Source organism: Methylacidimicrobium tartarophylax (genome assembly GCF_902143375.2).
Classification (GTDB): domain Bacteria; phylum Verrucomicrobiota; class Verrucomicrobiia; order Methylacidiphilales; family Methylacidiphilaceae; genus Methylacidimicrobium; species Methylacidimicrobium tartarophylax.
Genome location: NZ_CABFVA020000012.1, coordinates 83,252 through 102,905, shown reverse-complemented (window position 1 = coordinate 102,905; position 19,654 = coordinate 83,252). Strand labels below are relative to the sequence as shown.

The following is a 19,654-nucleotide window of genomic DNA, read 5'->3' as shown; positions in this document are numbered from 1 at the left end:
CGCCTCCGCCTGCCGGCGGGCGATCGAACTCTGGAAAAACTCTCCATCGACCGTGACCGCGCTGCGAGCCGAGGGAATGGAGAAGCTCTTCTCCTGGACGCAGACCGCAGGGCAGTACGAAGCGGCCTATGCCGAGGCCCTGCGCCGGCGCGAGGCGGCCGCAGGCTCCTCGAGGTGATGCGGTCACTCCCTTGACTGGTCCGTGCATCGGTCGTATGTGAGTAGTTCATTCTTTATCTTTAAACTCGGAGTAGGAGACAACGATGCTGACTGTAGGCGACCATCTGCCAAAATTTACCTTGAAGGCCGTCCAGGGAGGACCGGAAGGCCTGAAGTTCGATACCGCGTTCACGGACATATCCGACGAAACGCATGGCAGCAAGTGGAAGGTGATCTTTTTCTGGCCGAAGGACTTCACCTTCGTCTGCCCGACCGAGCTGGTCGGATTCGGCGAACGGATCAAGGAGTTCACCGACCGCCACGCGGTGCTCTACGGGGCTTCGACGGACAGCGAGTTCGTCCACCTCAACTGGCGGCTCCACCATCCAAGCCTGAAAGGGCTCCCCTTTCCGATGCTCGCCGACATCAAACGCGAACTCTCGACCGCGCTCGGCATTCTGCACAAGACCGAAGGAGTCGCGCTCCGAGCGACCTTTATCGTCGATCCGCACAACGTCATTCGGTTCGTATCGGTCAACGATCTTTCGGTCGGCCGCAACCCCGCAGAGGTGCTGCGCGTGCTCGACGCGTTGCAGTCGGGGGAGCTCTGCCCTTGCGACTGGCAGAAGGGAGAGGAGTTCCTCACGCCGGCAGCAGTCTGAGCGGCCGGCAGGCTACAAGAACTCGACGGGATCGACGTCCACGACGAGATCGACTTCCGTGCGGCGGGTTCGGGTTTCCGTCCATCGCTTGAGAACTCGGCTCGCCTCGACCATCCGGTTCGTCTTCAGAAGAAGTTGATAGCGGAAGGCTCCTTGGAGCCGCAGGATCGGGGCGGGGAGGATCTCTCCCCCCTCGGCGAGGCCGTCGAGCCTCCGGCGAATCTCGCCAGCCTCGCTTTCCGCCGCTCGCCGACAGAGCTCATCGCTGCGGCTCTTCCAGATTAGGAGGAGAAGGCGCGTTGCCGGCGGATAGCCGAACGAAGTGCGAAAGTCGAGATCCTGCTCGGCAAAGCCGCGATAGTCGTGGTGCCGCGCGAACTGAATCGCGGGGTGAACCGGACAGCGGGTTTGGACGTAGACGACACCCCGCGTTTCCCCCCGCCCGGAGCGCCCCGCAACTTGAAGAAGCTGCTGGAAGGCCCTTTCCGCGGAGCGGAAGTCGGGCATGTGGAGGAGTCCGTCGATCTGCACAACCCCGACCAGGGTGACTCTCGGAAAATGGAGCCCTTTGGCTACCATCTGGGTTCCCACGAGGATGTCGAAGCGGCGCTCGGCAAATGCCCGCAAGGCGTCCGGCAGAGCGCCCTTTTTTGCCATCGAGTCTGAATCCATTCGCAAGACCTTTGCCGACGGAAAAGCCGCCTCGACGGACTCGACGATGCGCTCCGTTCCGGTACCCAGCGCATCGAAGCGTCCACCGGGGCAGGCGGAACAAGCGGTCGGAAAGGGCTCGGAGTGGCCGCAGAAGTGACAGCGGAGGTTTTCGCCCGCCCGATGGTAGGTCAGAGCGACGCTGCAGTGCGGGCACTCCTTCACGGCTCCGCAATCCGAACATTGGAGGACTCGCGCATAACCACGCCGATTGACGTAGAGAATCGCCTGCTCCCGCAGCGCCAACCGCTTCGCCAACTCTTCCTGGAGCTCAGGGGAAAGCCAGGGTCTTTCGGGAGAGGAGGCTCCCACGACCGCTCTGCTCTTCTTCGCCCGTCGACGGAGATCGACGATGCGGACAAGAGGGAGAGGCCGGTCCTCGACGCGCACGCGCAACTCGAGCAGACGATATTTTCCCGCGAGGGCATTGGCATAGGACTCCAGAGAAGGACAAGCGGAGCCTAAGAGCACAGGAATGCCTTCCCGGCGAGCGCGCATCACGGCGACATCTCTGGCGTGATAGCGCGGAGTTTCTCCCTGCTTGTAGGCGCTCTCGTGTTCCTCGTCGACGACGATGAGGCCGAGTCCACGCAGTGGAGCAAAGACCGCGGAACGCGCGCCCACGACGACTCTTGCCCGTCCGCAGACGATATCCCGCCACTGGTCATGTCTTTCTCCCGCCGAAAGCCGGCTGTGCCAGAGAGCAACTTTTCCGGGTCGATCGCCGAATCGGCTCTGCACCTGCTCCACGAGCTGCGGGGTCAAGGCGATCTCCGGGACTAGGACCAGGGCGGATCTTCCCTGGGAGAGCGCCTCTCCCACCGACCGAAGATAGACCTCCGTTTTGCCGCTCCCCGTGACGCCGAAAAGGAGAAAGGGAGAAAAACCATTTTGCCGAATGGCCGTGCGAACCGCTTCGAACGCCCCCGCCTGATCTTCGGTCAAGACCGGAAGCTCTCCGGGTCCCGGGGGAAGACTCCCCAAGGGATGCCTCGCCCTCTGCGCCTTCCGCAGCTCGACAAGCCCCCGCTCCACGAGCTTTTTCCAGATTTGCGGCCCTGTGCCCGTGCTCGCGCAGAGTTCCGTCAACCAACTGGGTCCGAGTTCACGCAATCGTGCCCATGCCCGTTTCTCGCGAGGAGAGCAGCCCAGCCGATCCACCGCTGCTTCCTCCCACCCGGGTAGGCAGGCGACCAGAAGCTGCTCCTGCGTTCTCGCCCGGCGCACCGGTGCAGGCAAGATGCAGGCGAGCGTCGCGGCCAGTGGGGCGCAGTAGTAGCCGGCGACCCACTCGGCCAAGTGGAGGAGCGTGGCCGAAAGATGAAAGGGCTCCGAAGAAATCGCGGAGAGCTCGCGCAGCCCTTCGACGGCAGGCCTCGCCGGGAAACTGATCACCCATCCCGTCGTCTCGGCACGCCGCAAGGGGACCCGGACATGAGCGCCAACCTCGATCTGCTTCACCAGCCTCTCCGGAACGGCGTAATCGAGCAGACAGTCCCGCTTTCGCTCCAGAAGCACCCGGGCGACGGAACCTCGCTGATCCGAACGAAACTCCTGACCTTCGAAGAGTTGGCTTGCCATGGTCCGAGACGTGCGATCGTATCCTGCAGGGAACCTCCCACCAATGTTCTTCACCTGCCTGTTTCACAAAGTTCGTGCCCGAGGTGCCGCGAATGGGACTGGAGACAAGATGGGGCGCAGGTTTTCCGCCGGAGCGCTGGGACGACAACCGGCGAGGAGGGACAAAAACCCAAGTCCCGACGAAGCAGATGACAGAAGCAGGAGAAAACGGCAGATTGAATCGGTTACCCTGCATGAATGAGACCATTGCGGCACTCGCCACTCCGGCGGCCCCGGCGGCCTTGGCCGTGATTCGAGTCAGCGGTCCGCGATCCCGGGAAATCACCGAACTCCTGCTGAGGAAACCGGTTTCCTGGCTACCCCAGAAAGCTTGGCATCGGGAACTCTGGGATGCGGAAGAGAGACTAGACGATGCGGTTCTTCTCTATTGGCAGCAGCCCCGTTCGTACACCGGAGAGGAGATGATCGAGATCTCCTGCCACGGGAATCCACTCCTGGTCGACAGGATCCTCGCCGCCTATTTCTCCCGGGGTGCCCGAGCAGCTCTTCCCGGAGAGTTCACCCAGCGCGCCTTTCTCCACGGCAAGCTCGACCTGACCCAGGCCGAAGCGATTGCGGATCTTATTCATGCCGGGAGTCTTCTCGCCCTCGCTGCCGCTCAGGAAATGAAAGAGGGAAGGCTCGGCGGGAAGCTCGCCGAAGCCAGGGTCATCCTCCTGGAACTCGTTGCTCACGCGGAAGCCCATCTCGATTTTCCGGAAGAAGACATCGATCCGGAGGTCGGAGAGAGCCTGCTCCGCCGCATCGACCGATTGAGGAGTGAGCTTTCCGGCCTCGCCGGCACCGCTCCGACGGGCCGCCTGCTCCGGGAGGGCATCGTCGTGGTTCTCGCCGGGTCTCCCAATGTCGGGAAATCCAGCCTCTTCAACGCCCTCCTGCGCCAAAACCGGGCCATCGTTTCTCCTCATCCCGGCACGACGCGGGATACGATCGAATCCCTCTGCCAGATCCACGGCTTTCCAGTCCGCCTCGTCGACACGGCCGGCCATCGACTCGCCGAACACCCGGTCGAGGCCGAAGGGATTCGCCGCGCCGAGGAGGCTCTTCGGTTTGCGGAGATCGTCATCCATGTGTCGACCGCGCCGGAGCCGCCCGAGAGCGACAACTTTCGCCTTCCGACCCTGCTCCCGCATCAACGGTACCTGCTCGTGGCCAACAAATCCGACTTAGGCATCCACGCGGAGCGCCGGTCGCAGCTCTGCGTCTCCACGCTCACCGGTCAGGGCTTGGAAGAGCTCGATCGCCGGATTTACCAGGAAATCGCCGCCCTCGCCCCGGAAGCGGTGACCGGGAGCGCAGTCAATGCCCGACAGGAAGCCGCTCTTCGGCGTGCCGTAGCAGCTTTGGAGCGGGCTTCCGACGCCTTCCGAAGCGGGCTGGCCTGCGAACTCTGGTGTCTGGAGCTGCGCGCTGCTCTGCAAGCCGTGGCAGAGGTCCTGGGGGCGGTTACCAGCGAAGAGATTCTCGATGAGATCTTCCGGCGGTTCTGCATCGGGAAGTGAGACCCCAATCCCCTTAGAGGAGGCGGAAGGCAGAAGGTGATTCCCGAATCCGACATTCACGCGGCGATCGTTGCGAAAAAGGCGAAGCAAGAATCTTTCGGCCGCTGGCCATATGCCCGGCTTCTCCATGAATGGCAGGGCCTTCCGCGCGGCACTCTCTTCGCCGAAGGGGTCGTCGTGCCCGGCTATCCGAAGATCGGCCGGGTCCAGACCCTGTCCGGAATTCTCACGCAGTTCCACGCCCCATTCTGGGTCGAAGAAAAGGTCGACGGCTACAATGTGCGGATTTTCCGCGCCGGCGATGAGATTTATGCCGCCACCCGCGGGGGGCTCGTCTGCCCCTTTACGACCGACCGGTGGGCCGACTTGGTCGATCCGTCGATCTTCTCCGCCCACCCGGACCTGATTCTCTGTGGGGAGGTGACCGGACCTGAGACGCCCTACATCGAGGGCACCTCTCCCCTGGTGCGGCAAGGCATCGGCTTTTTTCTCTTCGACGTGATCCGGCAAGGCGTCGAGGGCTTTTTACCGGTCGAGGAAAGACACGCGCTCGCCCGATCCTTCGGCCTTCCGGAGGTTCCCTTTTATGGCCGAATCGATCCGAAGGATCTGCGGGAGCTCCGGACAATCCTCTGGCGGCTTGATGCGCAGGAGCGAGAAGGAGTCGTCCTCAAGGAGGACTCGCCGCGGAGCTTCCGTGCCAAATATGTCACGGGAAGTGCGGAACTCTCCGACATCGCTTCCATGACCGAGCGCTATCTCGATGTGCCTCCGGAATATTTCACCGAACGGGTTTTGCGGCTGGCTCTTTTCTTGGAGGACATGGAGGTGACGGATCGGGAAGAATGGCACCGACGGCTGGGAAAAGCCTTCCTTTCCGCTCTTGGGGAGAGAATCGCCGCCGCTCGACAAGGCCGATGCGCCGGCTCCTTCTGCTGCCGCTTCCACGCCCGAGAAAATGCCCTTCGACTCCTCGACGCCCTTGGGCAGATCCACGGCCATGAGGGAGAAACCCGCCTCGTCAGCCTTCAGGACGAAGGCGGGACCTGGGTCCTCCGATTCGAGAAGCTCTACCGTTCAACCACGGGTTTTCTCCGGAATGCTCTCGGCGGCTCCCTTCGCTTCGACTAGATGACAAAGCAGCTCCCGGAAGTGGCGCGCATCGACGATCATCACCCCCATCCGATCCGCCCACTTCCGCATTCCCTCGTCGGCGGCGACCAGGCTCCCCTCGAGTTCGAAGGAAAGGAGGACCGCGTCGACATCTCCCTGGCTGTCGAGAATCCCCCGACGCAGGGTTTCCCGGTAACGCTCTCGGAGCTGGTGAAGAAGCTGCCCCATCTCCGCTGCCGCGCTGGCGCGCTTGGCATGCTCCTCGGCAATGCGCAACCCATGGTCGATCCGCTTCCGGACTTCGTCGATGAAGTCGTATAGAAAATCTCCCGGGATCTGCAGATCCGATCTGCGGGGGGAACGAATCCGAATCACCGATTCGAAATATCCGATCAGAGACTCGAGATCCCGCATCTTCCGCAACTCTTCGTAGATGGAGAGCGGCATATAAAATTCCGCAGGAACCCGCCGGGCCAAGTCGAGGAAGCTACCCACCGCCGCCTCGTCTTCTCCGAACTGAGAGGCGACGTCCGGATTGGTGAAAACGCTCGTATCGAGGACAAACCGGTGCATGGGCCCTGCTTATCCCTAGACTAAGGTCTCCTCCTCCGGCAATCCAGCCGTTTGTTCCTTCCCGTTCTGCGGCTTACGGATTGTCAAGGCCGCCGGACTTCCGGAAACTTCCCTTGTGCTCTACCGAACGCTCCTCCGCCCTCTTCTCTTTTGTCTCCCTCCGGAAAGCGCGCACCGGATCGCCCTTTCTCTTTGCGCCCATTCTCGGGCGGAAGGCTTCCTCCGGCTGCTCTTGCCTCCTCTACCCTCAGGCCTCGAACGGACGGTCTGGGGTCTCCGTTTTCCGAGCCCGCTTGGTCTTGCCGCCGGCTTCGATAAGAACGGCGTTGCGCTCGCCACTTGGGAGGCTTTGGGATTCGGCTTCTGCGAGATCGGCACGGTGACTCCCGTCCCGCAAGAACCCAACCCTGCACCGCGCCTCCAGCGCCTGCCGCAATCCGAAGCCCTCTGGAATCGGCTTGGCTTCCCCAGCGAGGGTGCAGAGCGGGTCGCCCTCCGGCTCGCTCGTCGCCGGGCCAAGAAGCAGTGGCCAAACTTTCCGGTGGGCATCAATGTGGGCAAATCCCGGCAGACCGATCTCGATCGGGCCGCCGGCGATTACACGCGTGCCTTCTCCCTCCTGCGGCCCTACGGCGACTTTTTCGTGCTCAACCTCAGCTCGCCGAACACTCCCGGGCTGCGATCCCTCCAACAGGAGAAGCATCTGCAAACCGTGCTGGAAGCGGTCGCCGGAGCCAACCCGCCCCCCGCCAAGCCGATCCTGGTGAAGATCGCGCCCGATCTCGGGGAAAAAGAGCTAGGCGCGATTCTCGAACTGCTTCTGCGCGCTCCCTGCGACGGCTTGGTTGCGACGAATACCCTGCCGACCCCCGGTCCGCGCGGCCTGGTAGGCGGGCTGAGCGGCAGGCCGCTGGCCCAGCGGAGCACCGAGACGATCCGTTTCCTGGCCCGGGAAAGCGCAGGCCGCCTGCCCCTCGTCGCCGCCGGCGGGATCTTCGATGCCGCCGACGCCCAGGAGAAGCTCGATGCGGGAGCCGTCCTTCTCGAAGCGTATACGGGTTTTGTCTTCCGCGGGCCGAGCTTCGCCCGGGACATCGGCCTCGGCCTCTTAAGAGGCCGCTCGTAAGCGTTCGCGGAGCGTTTCCGGATCGGAAATGGGCTCGGAGCAGGCAAAGGATTGGCAGAGGTAGGCGACGGGACCCTCCTCCCGCGCAGGGAGCGAGAGGTAGAAGGCCTCCTGCTCGCCCAAAAAAGGAAAGCGCTTGCCCGGCTCGATCCAAAGAAGAAGCTTCCGGTAAGAGAGGCCGGACATCGCCGACGCGAAGAGGGACCGGGTTCGCGGGTCGTCCCGCGCGCCCACGACGGCCACCGAGGTGCGGGGACGGGTCGAGTCGAGATAGGCTGCCAAGAGCTGCGGCAGAGCCGTCGGTCCGTCGGCGAGCCGGTCGGCTTCGGCTCGAAAGAGGGCTTCGAGCCGCCCAGGCCACCTCTCTTCGGGCAGCAGGGCGGCAAGGCGCAGGAGGTTGGCCGCCGCAATCGAGATCGCCGCCGGCTCCGCTCCGTCGTACTCTTCCCGCATCCGGAAGGGGACCGGGCTCGCTTTCTCCCCGCTCGTCCAATAGGCGCCCGATTCGGGATCGCGGAAAAGGGCTTCCATCCGGTCTTGGAAGAAGAGCGCCTTTTCCACCCATCCGGCCTCCTGCGTAACCTCGAAGAGATCGAGGAGGGCCGCCACCAGCATCGCATAATCGCCGGCAAAGGCCTCGACCTCGCCCCGCCCCTCTCGATAGAGGCGAAAGAGCTTTCCCGTGGCCGGCTCGAAAAGCGCCGAAAGGAGAAACCCCATCGTGCGTTCCGCCGCTTCCCGGTAACGCTCCTCGCCCAGCAGCAGCCCCGCGCGGGCGAGCGCCGAAACGGCCAGAGCGTTCCAGCCGAGCACTACCTTGTCGTCTTTCGCGGGCCGAGGCCTTCGGCTGCGCGCCCGCACCAGCTTGCCGGCCACGGCACTCCGGAGCCTCTCCGCTTCTCCGGGCGAAAGACCTCGCCGGCTGGCAATCTCCTCGATCGGCTCGCTCTCGAAGAGAATGTTGCTCCCGGCCAGTTCCTGGTGAGGATCGGCATCCGCCGGGATATTTCCTTCAGGCCGCACCCCCCAGAGCTCGACAACCAACGCCAATTCCTCGGGCTCCAGAACCTCCGCGAGCTCCCGGTAGGTCCAAAGATAAAAGGCGCCCTCCCGGGCAGGCCCACCCTCGGGAGAGAGGCTGTCCGCATCTTCCGCCGAGGCAAATCCCCCGTCGGCAAACGCGAGATCGCGCAAGAGATAGTCGAGAATCTCGCGAACGATCGATTCGGATCGCGCGCCACCATTGCAACAGAAGCTTTCCAGGTAGACGGAGGCGAGTTGCGCCTGATCGTAGAGCATCTTCTCGAAATGGGGGACCCGCCAGAACCGATCGACCGAATAACGATGGAAGCCGCCGCCGATCTGATCTCGAATTCCTCCGCGAGTCATCGCCTCGAGGGTCTGCCGAACGATCGAGAGGGCACGTTCCCCTTGGGGCCGTCCCCGGTTCGTGGCGGCATAGCGAAGGAGGAAGTGGAGCGCGGCGGGCCGAGGAAACTTCGGCTTGGGGCCAAAGCCGCCCCATTCCGGATCGAACGCTCTCGAAAACTCCTCGAATGCGCGATCCGCCGCCCGACCTCCCTCCGGCGGGCCTGGACGGCTTCCGGCCAAGGCTTCTCGGAGCCGCCCCGCGATCTCCTCGCCGCGGAGCACCAGATCCTCCCGATGACGCGACCAGAGCTCGGCAATCTGGTCCAAAACGGAAAGGAATCCCAGTAACCCCCACCGATCGCTTTTCGGGAAGTAGGTTCCTCCGTAAAACGGCTTGAGATCCGGGGTCAGCCAGACGCTCATGGGCCAACCTCCCCGCCCGGTGGCGGCCTGGACAAAGGCCATGTAGGCCTGATCCACGTCAGGCCGCTCCTCTCGGTCGACCTTGATCGGCACAAACACCCGATTGAGCCGCTCCGCGACCTTCTCGTCTTCGAAGGATTCGTGCGCCATCACATGGCACCAGTGGCAGGTCGCATATCCGATCGAAAGAAAGATCGGCTTTCCCTCTGCTTTCGCCTTGGCGAAAGCCTCGCTTCCCCAGGGATACCAGTCGACCGGATTGGCCGCATGCTGCCGGAGATAGGGGCTTTTTGCCGCGGCCAATCGGTTCATGGTTCTTCCGAAACCCGTCCGGTTTCCGAAACCGTCAATGTTCCGCCGATCGGCAGGAGATACAGGTTGAGCTCCGCGGCCGAAAAAGCCTCTCGGGCCGCACCCTTGTCGATGCGAATTCCTTCGAAGGTGTCATAATGGACTCCCATCACATTCCGACAACCGAGAAGCTCCGCCGCGCGAATCGCGTCATCCGTCCCCATGGTAAACGTGTCTCCGATCGGAAGAATCGCCAGGGTGATGGGATGATAGATCTCCCCCAGCAGCTTCATGTCCCCGAAGAGTGCGGTATCCCCGGAGTAGTAGACCGTCCCCTCGGAGGTGCGAATCACGAAACCTCCCGCCGAACCGCCGTAGCTGCCGTCCGGGAGGCTGCTCGAGTGGTGGGCGACGACAGAGTGGACCACGCCGAAAGGCCACTCCTTCTTCCCTCCCAGGTTCATCGCATAGACTCGCTCCACCCCCCGCTTGAGCAGCCATTCCGCCACCTCGAAGCTCGACACGACGAGCGCCCCGGTCCGCTCGGCAATCTCGGGTGCATCCCCGATGTGATCCGGATGCCCATGCGAGACCAAAAGATAGTCGGCGGGAATCTCTTCGATCCGCAAATCGGCCGCAAGCGGATTCCCGGTGAGAAAGGGATCGAAAAGGAGGGATGAGCCGCCGACCTTCAATGCGAAGCAGGAGTGCCCGTAATAAGTGACCTCCATGAACCTCAGTCTACCCCGTGAGCCTAGCCCTCGACAAGGTCAGGCTGGGAAGTCGACCCGTTCGACCTCGCCGCCCTCTTCGCGAGGGGAGGGGCCGATCCCCGGGGTCATTCCACCGATACTCGCTCGGCGGAAGCCGGCCCGGGCGGAGTAGCAGGCGGAGCGGCTTCGCGTCCGCCATTCCCCGATTCACCCAATTCGAGCGGGATCGCGGCCGGCACCGGGGGATCGAGATCGAGCCAGACGAGGATTCCTCCGGCAGTGAAAATCCGCTTTACGCGGGCCGGACTTTCTTTCGTAACCTCGATCAAGTCGCCGTTTCGGATCATTCTCGGTTGGTACACACGGAAAATGATCCGGTGAACCGGTTCCTCCGCGCCGAGCACGAAGTACGCCAAGTACGGCAAATAGAACGTCGCCGCGCCGGTGATCGCTGTTTCAAGCCCGCGCCGGGTTTCCATCCCCGCCGGCGTCGCCGAGACGATCCCCTCGCGCAGGTTCGAGCGCGCGCTGAATTTTCCCCAGGTCCAGAGATTTTCCGAGTGGACTCCTTCGGTCTTGGCAATCGAGCCGAGCTCCCGGAAAGGGACGATTCTCCGGGGCGGATAGCCCCCGGCGCCGCTCCCTTCCCTTGGGCTCTGTGGCCGAGCTGCCGCTCGGCCCGCCCCGTCCTGGGACTCGATCGTCGGCGCGCTCTCGAGCACAAGGCGAGCAATGACTCCGTCCACTCGAGCAACCTCGATGAGCTTGGCGGGCCGATCCCTGGGAATAGCGAACTTAGTCCCTCTGCGGATCTCCGGCAGAGGCAGCCTGGCTCGAAAAACGACCCGCCGAAAAACGAAATCTCCGGGGTTATTGACGATGCTGAAGTTTTCTTCCCAATCCGGCAAGTTGATCCCTTCGTTTACCGAGGCGAGAAAGACTCCCCCGGAAAGCGCGGTACGAGCGGTAAACCGCCCGTAAACCCAAACACCCTTCGGATGGGGTCCCTCCTTCTTCTCAAGGTCGGGGAGATCCCCGAAACGCACGACCCGCCTTTCGGGAGCCGGGGCCGGTTCTTCCGCCTTCGCCTCCTGCGCCGCCCAAAGAGAGCCGATCACGGTTGCGACAACCAGGAACCGCCGCAAGGATCTTGCGAGCGCAGACATCGTTTGCCGCCCACGGAAAAGAAGGCGAGAGCGTTCCTGGGGAAAGGAAATCATTCCGTCAGCCCGCACACCAGCCCGGCACCAGACCCTGCGATTGCGAAGTCTCTTCCCTTGGAAACCGTTCCCGCAAGCCCAATTTCCACCCGCCGAGCGAAGACGAGCACGGAGATCGGCCCGGGTAATAGGGTGGATTGACACCGCTTGCGCAGAATTGCTAGCATCCATTCCGGTCCCGGGCGACCGGCCCGCGAACCCCGAAACCGGAGGCTTCTCGTGAAAGCATTCGTCATGCGCAAGATCGGCGAAGTCGGTTTCCTGGACAAGCCGATCCCGAAGCCGGGACCGTTGGACGCAGTGATCCGCACCACGGCCGCCTTGATCTGCACCTCGGACGTTCATACCCTTCATGGCGCCATCGGCCCGCGACAGGATTTGACCCTGGGCCATGAGGCGGTCGGGGTCGTTCAGGAGGTGGGAATCCTGGTCAAGGAGTTCCGCCCGGGCGAGCGGGTCCTGGCCGGCGCCATCACTCCGGACTGGAGCGACCGCGCGGCACAGGCGGGACATTCTTCCCAGTCCGGCGGTGCGCTCGGCGGTTGGAAGTTCTCCAACGTGAAAGACGGGGTCTTTGCAGAATATTTTCATGTCAATGACGCCGACGGGAATCTGGCTCACATCCCGGATGGAGTCAGCGACGAAAAGGCGGTCTATTGCGCCGACATGATGAGCACGGGCTTCATGGGAGCCGAAAACGCCGACCTCCCGATTGGGGGGACCGTTGCGGTCTTCGCCCTTGGGCCGGTAGGGCTCATGGCCGTGGCCGGAGCCCGGCTGCGCGGGGCGGGCCTTGTGATCGGAGTCGATTCCGTGCCGAAACGCCTCGAGCTGGCGAAGCACTATGGGGCGGATATCGTCGTCGACATGAGCCGAGATGACCCGGTGGCTCGGATCCTGGAGATCACCGGTGGCGAAGGAGTGGATGGTGCGATCGAGGCGGTCGGGATGGATACCGCTTTTCAAAACGCCGTCCGGGTCACCAAGCCGGGCGGAACCATTTCGAATGCCGGCTACCATGGATCCGGCGAGTTCGTCCACATTCCCCGCGACGCTTGGGGGCTTGGCATGGCGGAGAAGACGATCCGCACCGGGCTCTGCCCCGGCGGCCGCCTGCGGATGGAGCGGCTTCTCCGGGTCTTGCAAAGCGGACGGCTCGATCCCACGCAGCTGACGACCCACTGTTTTCCCTTCGAGGAGATCGAGCGCGCGTTCGAGATCATGGCCAAAAAGCTCGATGGCGTCCTCAAGCCGCTCATCTCGTTTTAGCCTGCAGATCTCACAAAGTTCCAAAGCCCGGTGAGTGGGCGGAAGCCAAGGAGAAGCGGGACTGGCGCGAGAAGAGCGCGCGCACACTTGAGGCCCTCAAAACATGGCAACAATCCCATCCGCAGCTCTTTCAAAAAACAGTACGCAATCATCCGGGACCTGACACCTATTGGCCATAACCTACTTTCATTGAGGGAAAGGCTTTCAGGGTGACGGCCAAATAGTAGTTGATGATCGAAGCGGCTCCCGGATAGCTGAAATCCTGGAAGTTGAACGAGACGATGAAATCCTGCATATCCCGGTAAATCGAGAACATCTTCACCGGGACGGAGTTGGTTTGGCTCATATACATGAGCGTCCCGCTCACCTGCCAGTGCTCGCTGATTCGCCAAAAGTCCGATACGTAGGCCATGCTCTGGACGGTCGGCGAAATCTGCGCGACGACCGGCAGCATGTTGTTTTGGGGAAGGTAGCCCGACGCGATCTGGGGAACCGGGAAGAAGCTGCTCGGAATCGTCACATTATTCAAATATTGATAGCCCAGGGTCAGCGTATCCGAACGATGGAACTGCCAGCTCAAGCTGTTGTTGATATTGGTAAATCCCTCGTCGTAGGTCGGCAGCGCCAGATCGGTGTGGAACATCACCCAGGGCACAGGCTTGAAATCGAACGTCCCGTAGATCTCGTTCACCGTGTCGGTCGTCGGCATGAGAAGCGTGTTGTACTTCCGATCCCAGTTGGCGTCCGTAAAGAGGGTCAGCTCCATCAAGTCGTAGTTCTGGCCGTTGCGCTGGGTCTGTAGCCGCTGGGTCGCCCCCGCACGCAAGTAGGTCATTCCGAAGAAGGAATCGACCGAGGGATAGTCGATGGGATTGATGAGGGAAGGCGTGATGGTCGGCATGAGGCTGTCAAAACCAAGAATGTTGTACGGGTTTCCATAAGGGTTCGGGATGTACTGGAATGTGGCGAAGGGCTGAATCACATGCCGCAGCCCGTGGATTCCCAGTGCTTCGATGTCCACGTCGTTCCACGTCTTCGCCAGCTTGAAGGAGGCGTCCAGCCCCGCGATCAAGAGCCCACGATCGAAGGTCAGATTCGACTGGTTCATCATCAGCGGCATGGGGGCATTGAACGCATTGCCGTAGACGTTCTGATCCGACCAGTAGGTTCCCTCGACGCCGAGCCGCGGCGTGAGCGAAAGCCAGTGAAAATATTCCCGGGGATAGGAGAGCTGCTGGAGCGTATCCCAGCGCCAACCCCCATAGTTGCTCAGCATGTAGGCGTTGCCCATCCCATTCTGCTGATAGAAGCGATTGAGGGGAAACCAGGGGTAGTAGAGCCCGAATAGATTGCCCGTCAGCGGATTGAGGTTGGAGAACTGCTGCTCGAAGTTGACGACGCTCGTGCGGCTTTCATAGGCGATCGGACTATGGAAGATCTTGGCGCGATTCGTTTCGAAGTCGAGCTCCGGCAGCCGATTCAAGCCGTTGAAGAAATCCATCAAGTTATCCTGGACCAGGAGATCGATCGTGAACCCGGGGTGGTAGTAGTTCAGCCAGGCCACGTTGTTCGGTTGGCGATTGGACATGTAGGTGTTGTAGTAAAAATCCTCGGTAATGTAGGGATCGGTCCAATAGTTGAGGTCCGTCGTCAGCGTGAGCTCCTGAGTCAGGGGATAGCGCTGCTGCAGGCTGGCCATGAAGCGCTCGGGACCCACGTCGTAGCGTTTGAGCGAGGAGTAGTTGAGCAGATAGCCTTGGTCGTACGGCAGGCCGAAAAGGCGCAGATTACCGTAACCATCCTCGCTCGGCCTGTATTGGAAGAGGCTTCCCAACGCGATCCCGCGATCCGAATAGTAATTGAGCTGGAACGAGGCTTTGAGCTGCGGGTTGAATTTCCAGTTATAGACAATCAGCAAATAATATCCCCAATAAGAGCGATCCCCTGGAATCACCATAAGCGTGTTCGAATCGCCGTCGAGGGATTGACTCATCGCGGGAAGCCAGAGAACGGGGATATGACTGATGTAGATCGTGACGTTTCGCATGAGCAGGCGATCCCCTGGATAGATATCCATCGTATGGGCCCTTACCTGAAGCCCGGGCTTCTCTCGATTTTCGACGGTGGCCATGCCCCGGTCGACATGGTAATGGTCGGTTTCCGGCGTCGTCAGCTTTTCCCCCGATACCAGGATGGGGAGATCGACCATTCCCCAATCGTTGGCCGTGATCGCCTTGGTATCGAGGTTGTAGACCATGTGGGCGGCCCGAAAGATCTTTTCGCCCGTGTAGACACGAACGTTTCCATCGGCGAAGACGTTGCGCGTGCGGTTGTCGAAGCTGACCCGATCGGCGTACAGAGTGACCTCTCCGTATCGGACGACCGCGTTCCCTTCCGCCGTCGCGATTCCCCCGACGAAGTGCGTCTCCTGCGCATTGATTTCGACCGGCTGCTGGCCGGGGGAAGCCCCAGGATCGCCGGAGGCAGGAGGAGACGCGGAAGAGGGGGGGGCTCCGGCCCAGGCCAGGAAGACGAGAGCGAAAAGGAGTGGTAGGAGTGTGTAGAGGCGAACCCCCCGCCGGGGAAAGGAGGGAAGATCGGCCCCTCCCTCGGGTGCGGTTCCTCGCCTTCCGGCTCTCCTGGATGCCATATTTCCTCTTCCCTCCCCGCGGAGCTTCCAACCGGGGGCAGCCCCACCACTCCTATGCCTCTTTCCCCTTTTGCGAGGCGAAGCGAACGATGAGGTCGACGACCCGCTCGATCTCGCCGGACGACAAGCCGGGAAAGATCGGGAGCGCCAGCGTTTCACGGGCAAGGCGCTCAGCAACCGGAAACTCGCCCGCTGCGCCACCCCTGTCAAGAAAGCAAGGCTGCTGGTGCAGGGGCAGAGGATAATAGACCTCGGTTTGCACGCCCTCCTCCGAGAGGAATCGACGCAAGCCATCCCGATCGGTCGGGTAGCGAATCACATACTGGTTCCAGGTATGCTCGCCCCTACTGTTGCGTGGCAAAAGGAGTTGACTTGTGAACTTCGGCGTCACCCTCTCCTCGCCCTGGCAGCGGCACGTCTCCGGAGAGAGGGCGGCAATGCCGCTCGCCAGGAATGCCTCCTCGTAGAGCGCGGCATTGCGCCGGCGCATCTCCAGACCGGCCTCGACGCTCGGCAACCGGGCCCGAAGGAAGGCCGCTTGGAGCGCATCGATTCGAAAATTCCCTCCAATCCACTCATGCCGATACTTGACGCGGGAACCATGAACGCGGAGCGCCCGAATCCTTTCGGCCAGTGCTCCATCCTGCGTGGCGATCAGCCCCGCATCCCCCAAGGCCCCTAAGTTCTTGGTGGGGAAAAAAGAGAAACAGCCCAGGAGCCCCCTTCCGCCCACCTTTCGGCCATCGGAACTCGCCCCGAAGGCTTGTGCGGCATCCTCGATCACCGCAAGCCCCGCCTCCTGTCCCACCGCAAGCAGGTTCTTCATCGCCGCCGGCTGGCCGAAAAGATGGACCGGGATGATGGCCCGCGTCTTCGCGGTGAGCTTCCTTCTGACCTCCTGCGGAGCGAGATTCCAGCAGCCGGGACAGGAGTCGGCAAAGATCGGCTTCGCCCCGGTCCGCGCAATCGAACCTGCCGTGGCAAAGAAGGTGTAGGAGGGGCAGATCACCTCATCGCCGGGGCCGATCTCCAAGGATTCCAGCGAAAGCAGCAGGGCATCGGTTCCGGAAGAAACCCCGATCGCATGGGCAACGCCAAGGAACTCCGCACACTCCTTCTCGAAAGCGGCAACTTCCGCGCCCAGGATGAATTGTCCGCTTTTCAGCACGCGCCCGAAGGCATCCTCCAGCCGACCTCTTTCCTCGGCGGGGATCCGGCCAAAATCGAGCAGGGGGATTCTTCTCATCAGGAAAGCTCCGCGGACCGGCGATCGTCCTCCTCGACGAGGTTTCGCAGATAGTCTCCGTAAGCCGATTTGCCCATGCGCCGAGCCTGCGCAAGAACGGCTTCTCGGTCAATCCATCCCTTGCTCCAGGCGATTTCCTCCAAGCAGGCGATCTTCAAACCTTGCCGATGCTCGATCGCCCGAACGAAGGCGCCCGCGTCCGCAAGAGCATCATGGGTTCCCGTGTCGAGCCAGGCGATCCCGCGGCCGAGGGTCTCCACCCGAAGCGTTCCTTCTGCGAGATAGCGGCGATTCAGATCCGTGATCTCCAGCTCCCCCCGAGCGGAAGGAACAAGGGCGCGGGCAAACGCGGGAGCCCTCCCGTCGTAGAAGTAGAGGCCGGGAATCGCGTAAGCCGACTTGGGCCGTTTGGGTTTTTCCTCGAGCGAAAGCACCCGTCCGCTCCCATCGAATTCGACGACGCCATAAGCCGTGGGGTCGGAGACCCGATAGGCAAAGATCGTCGCCCCCTCGGCAACCGCGGAGATGCGGCCGAGAGTCCGACTCAGGCTCTGCCCGTAGAGAAGGTTGTCTCCGAGCACGAGGCAGGAGGGCCTTCCCGCCAGAAAATCCTCCCCGATCACGAAGGCCTGCGCCAGACCTTCCGGGCGGGGCTGCTCCGCGTAGGAGAAGCGGAGGCCGAACGCGCTCCCGTCGCCTAGAAGGCGCTCGAAGAGCGGACGATCGTGCGGAGTCGAGATGATCAAAATTTCCCGGATGTCGGCGAGCAAGAGAACCGAGAGGGCATAATGGATCATCGGCTTGTCGTAGACCGTCAAAAGCTGCTTGCTCACCGATAGGGTCGCCGGATAAAGGCGCGTCCCCAATCCGCCCGCCAGAACGATGCCTCGTCGTTCTCCCATATCAGCCTCGAAGAAGTCCAAGCCGCTCCCGTGCAAAACCGTCCTGCCGAATCGCCTCGCACCACTCTCGATTCTCCCGATACCAGGCAATGGTCCGGAGCAGGCCGTCCTCCAACGTCTCCCGCGGCTTCCAGCCCAACTCGTGCCGGATCTTGCTGGAGTCGACCGCATAGCGGAAGTCGTGCCCCGGCCGGTCGGCTACGTAGGCGATCCGCTCGCGGTAGGACCGTCCCGGGGGGAGAGGCCTGAGCTCGCCCATCAGATCGCAGAGCCGTTCCACCAGTTCCCGATTCGAGCAGCCGGCACCACTACCGATATGGTAGGTCTCCCCCGGGCGTCCTCGGAGGAGCACCTCGCGCAGAGCCCGGCAGTGATCCTCCACGTAGATCCAATCCCGCCGGTTGCTGCCGTCACCGTAGATCGGCAGCGGCTTTTCCTCCAGGAGATTCAGGATCATGAGCGGAATCATCTTCTCCGGGAACTGCCTGGGCCCGTAGTTGTTCGAGCAGTGGGTCACGAGGGCGGGAAAGCCGAAGGTCCTGGCGTAGGCGCGTACGAAATGATCCGATGCCGCTTTCGAAGCGGCGTACGGGCTCGAGGGGTCATAAGGGGCTCCCTCCGGCGTCGGATCTTCCCCGGCCCCGAGCGATCCATAGACCTCGTCGGTGGAGACGTGGAGGAACCGGAATCGCTCCTTTTCCTCTCCCGGGAGTTCCCGCCAATAGCCCCACGCGGATTCGAGAAGCCGCCAGGATCCCACCACGTTGGTTTCGACAAAGGGCTGCGCGCTCTCGATCGAGCGATCGACGTGGGTTTCCGCCGCAAAATGAATGACCCCTTCGATCCGGTTCTCCCGCAAGAGACGGCCCACGAGCGGCTGGTCCCCGATCTCGCCTTGCACGAACTGGTGAGTCTCCCCATTGGGCAACCCGACGAGATTCTCCCTTCTTCCTGCATAGGCGAGCTTGTCGAGGGTGACCGCCTTCTCCGGTCGCGGCCCTTCGGCAAACAGAAGATGGAGGAAGTTCGATCCGATGAATCCCGCACCTCCCGTGATCAGCCAACGCCCCGTCTGCTCCATCGCCTTTCTCCGCTATGCCGCCGCCTCTGGATGCCACTGATTCCACGCTCTCTCCACCGCTTCGTGAACCTCTTCGAGGTGGATTCCCACGCCTTGGAGCTTGGAGCTGTCGAGAACGCAATTGGAGCGCGGGGCGCGCGCCACCTTCCGAAAGGCTTCCTCTCCCGGGAAAAAGGCAAAGCGCTTCCCCGACTCGATCAGCCGCCCGCCGAAGGGGGAACGCTCCAGGAGCTCGATGACTTCGCGCGTGGTCACCGACCCCGGATTGACGACATTGTAGATCCCGAACGGGACGCGCCGCTCCCAGCATTCGAATGCCGCTCGAGCGAACTCGTCGAGCTGCGAGAGGGAGTTCCGGGCATCCAGCAGGCGTTCGTAGCGCAAAAGCTTGGTCAGGTAATTCTTGGGGGAGTCGACCTCATTAAAGGGGATGCGAAGCCTCCAGAGATAACAACCGCCGGCATCCGCCAGGATCTCTTCCCCGAGCGCCTTGGTTCCGCTATAGAAGCTGCTGTTGTTGGTCCGAAAGCAGAAGTTGGGCGGATCTTCCTCCCGGAAACCGAGGCGCTCTCCCCTTGGCCCGGGACCTCGGTCGCCCGTGTAGAGGCAGCCGGACGAAACGTGCCCCCAGGGTAGCTCAAGCTCCGCGCAGACGCCCGCCAAGACCCCGGGAAGCACCGCATTTCCCAGGAGACATTCGGTCCTGTGGTCCTCGCACGCATCGACGTTCGGGCGGCCCGTATATCCGGCCGCATTGATGAGAAAGCTCGGCTTGTTCTCTCCCAGAAAGCGGGCCAGGGAACCGGGCTCAAGGAGGTTGACTTCTTTCCGGGAAGGCGCCACATAAGGGATTCCACGGCGGCGGAGAAGTCGCTGGAAGGCACTTCCCACATATCCCGATCCACCGAATAGGACAATCTTTTCCGAAGCCATCCTCTCTCCTGTTCTTCCCATCTCCTATGTCGAAACGCCTTTTGGGCTGCCCATTCTCTCGAAGAGGG

At 62.2% G+C, this 19,654-nt stretch carries 15 protein-coding genes; 5 read left to right on the top strand and 10 right to left on the bottom strand.

Annotated elements, in window-relative coordinates:
• Positions 1 to 263 precede the first annotated feature (263 nt).
• Entirely contained in the window at positions 264 to 821 is a 558-nt protein-coding gene (locus MAMT_RS01850; RefSeq protein ID WP_142659244.1) for a peroxiredoxin, read from the top strand.
• A 12-nt stretch (positions 822 to 833) separates the two neighbouring features.
• On the opposite strand, the gene priA is transcribed toward MAMT_RS01850, so the two are convergent.
• On the bottom strand, positions 834 to 3,113 hold the full coding sequence (gene priA, locus MAMT_RS01845; protein WP_142659243.1) for a replication restart helicase PriA: 2,280 nt from the start codon (positions 3,111 to 3,113) through the stop codon (positions 834 to 836).
• 233 nt (positions 3,114 to 3,346) lie between these two features.
• On the opposite strand from priA, the gene mnmE reads away from it, so the two are divergent.
• The gene (gene mnmE / locus MAMT_RS01840) at positions 3,347 to 4,675 is read left to right on the top strand and encodes a tRNA uridine-5-carboxymethylaminomethyl(34) synthesis GTPase MnmE (RefSeq protein WP_142659242.1); all 1,329 of its coding nucleotides are present in this window, start codon (positions 3,347 to 3,349) and stop codon (positions 4,673 to 4,675) included.
• A 36-nt stretch (positions 4,676 to 4,711) separates the two neighbouring features.
• Positions 4,712 to 5,806 carry an RNA ligase gene (locus tag MAMT_RS01835; RefSeq protein ID WP_142659241.1) on the top strand — a complete coding sequence of 365 codons (1,095 nt, stop codon included), beginning with the start codon at positions 4,712 to 4,714 and terminating at the stop codon, positions 5,804 to 5,806.
• Here the strand turns inward: MAMT_RS01835 and MAMT_RS01830 are convergent.
• Entirely contained in the window at positions 5,753 to 6,361 is a 609-nt protein-coding gene (locus tag MAMT_RS01830; protein WP_142659240.1) for an RNA ligase partner protein, read from the bottom strand. The genes MAMT_RS01835 and MAMT_RS01830 overlap by 54 nt on opposite strands.
• A gap of 115 nt (positions 6,362 to 6,476) precedes the next feature.
• Here MAMT_RS01830 and MAMT_RS01825 point away from each other — a divergent pair, with 115 nt between their 5' ends.
• Positions 6,477 to 7,487 carry a quinone-dependent dihydroorotate dehydrogenase gene (locus MAMT_RS01825; protein WP_142659239.1) on the top strand — a complete coding sequence of 337 codons (1,011 nt, stop codon included), beginning with the start codon at positions 6,477 to 6,479 and terminating at the stop codon, positions 7,485 to 7,487.
• Here MAMT_RS01825 and MAMT_RS01820 read toward each other — a convergent pair.
• The 3 genes from MAMT_RS01820 to MAMT_RS01810 form a co-directional block, all read right to left on the bottom strand.
• On the bottom strand, positions 7,470 to 9,593 hold the full coding sequence (locus MAMT_RS01820) for a thioredoxin domain-containing protein (RefSeq protein ID WP_142659238.1): 2,124 nt from the start codon (positions 9,591 to 9,593) through the stop codon (positions 7,470 to 7,472). The two genes, MAMT_RS01825 and MAMT_RS01820, sit on opposite strands and share 18 nt — an antisense overlap.
• On the bottom strand, positions 9,590 to 10,303 hold the full coding sequence (locus MAMT_RS01815; RefSeq protein WP_142659237.1) for a metal-dependent hydrolase: 714 nt from the start codon (positions 10,301 to 10,303) through the stop codon (positions 9,590 to 9,592). Before MAMT_RS01815 ends, MAMT_RS01820 begins: the two co-directional genes overlap by 4 nt.
• Positions 10,304 to 10,410: 107 nt before the next feature.
• Entirely contained in the window at positions 10,411 to 11,451 is a 1,041-nt protein-coding gene (locus MAMT_RS01810; protein WP_142659236.1) for a hypothetical protein, read from the bottom strand.
• A gap of 273 nt (positions 11,452 to 11,724) precedes the next feature.
• Between MAMT_RS01810 and MAMT_RS01805 the strand changes: the two genes are divergently transcribed.
• The gene (locus MAMT_RS01805) at positions 11,725 to 12,774 is read left to right on the top strand and encodes an NAD(P)-dependent alcohol dehydrogenase (RefSeq protein WP_142659235.1); all 1,050 of its coding nucleotides are present in this window, start codon (positions 11,725 to 11,727) and stop codon (positions 12,772 to 12,774) included.
• 166 nt (positions 12,775 to 12,940) lie between these two features.
• Here the strand turns inward: MAMT_RS01805 and MAMT_RS01800 are convergent, their stop codons facing one another.
• The 5 genes from MAMT_RS01800 to MAMT_RS01780 are packed head-to-tail and all read right to left on the bottom strand — an operon-like array spanning position 12,941 to position 19,586.
• Complete coding sequence (locus MAMT_RS01800; protein WP_142659234.1) at positions 12,941 to 15,424, bottom strand: LPS-assembly protein LptD; 2,484 nt, start codon at positions 15,422 to 15,424, stop codon at positions 12,941 to 12,943.
• Between the two features lie 52 nt (positions 15,425 to 15,476).
• On the bottom strand, positions 15,477 to 16,670 hold the full coding sequence (locus MAMT_RS01795; RefSeq protein WP_142659233.1) for a DegT/DnrJ/EryC1/StrS family aminotransferase: 1,194 nt from the start codon (positions 16,668 to 16,670) through the stop codon (positions 15,477 to 15,479).
• Complete coding sequence (rfbA, locus tag MAMT_RS01790) at positions 16,670 to 17,572, bottom strand: glucose-1-phosphate thymidylyltransferase RfbA (protein ID WP_142659232.1); 903 nt, start codon at positions 17,570 to 17,572, stop codon at positions 16,670 to 16,672. The genes MAMT_RS01795 and rfbA overlap by 1 nt, the downstream gene beginning before the upstream one ends.
• 1 nt (position 17,573) lies before the next feature.
• Positions 17,574 to 18,653 carry a dTDP-glucose 4,6-dehydratase gene (gene rfbB / locus MAMT_RS01785; protein ID WP_142659231.1) on the bottom strand — a complete coding sequence of 360 codons (1,080 nt, stop codon included), beginning with the start codon at positions 18,651 to 18,653 and terminating at the stop codon, positions 17,574 to 17,576.
• Between the two features lie 12 nt (positions 18,654 to 18,665).
• Positions 18,666 to 19,586, bottom strand: coding sequence for a sugar nucleotide-binding protein (locus MAMT_RS01780; RefSeq protein ID WP_142659230.1), 921 nt, complete (start codon positions 19,584 to 19,586; stop codon positions 18,666 to 18,668).
• Between the last annotated feature and the right edge of the window lie 68 nt (positions 19,587 to 19,654).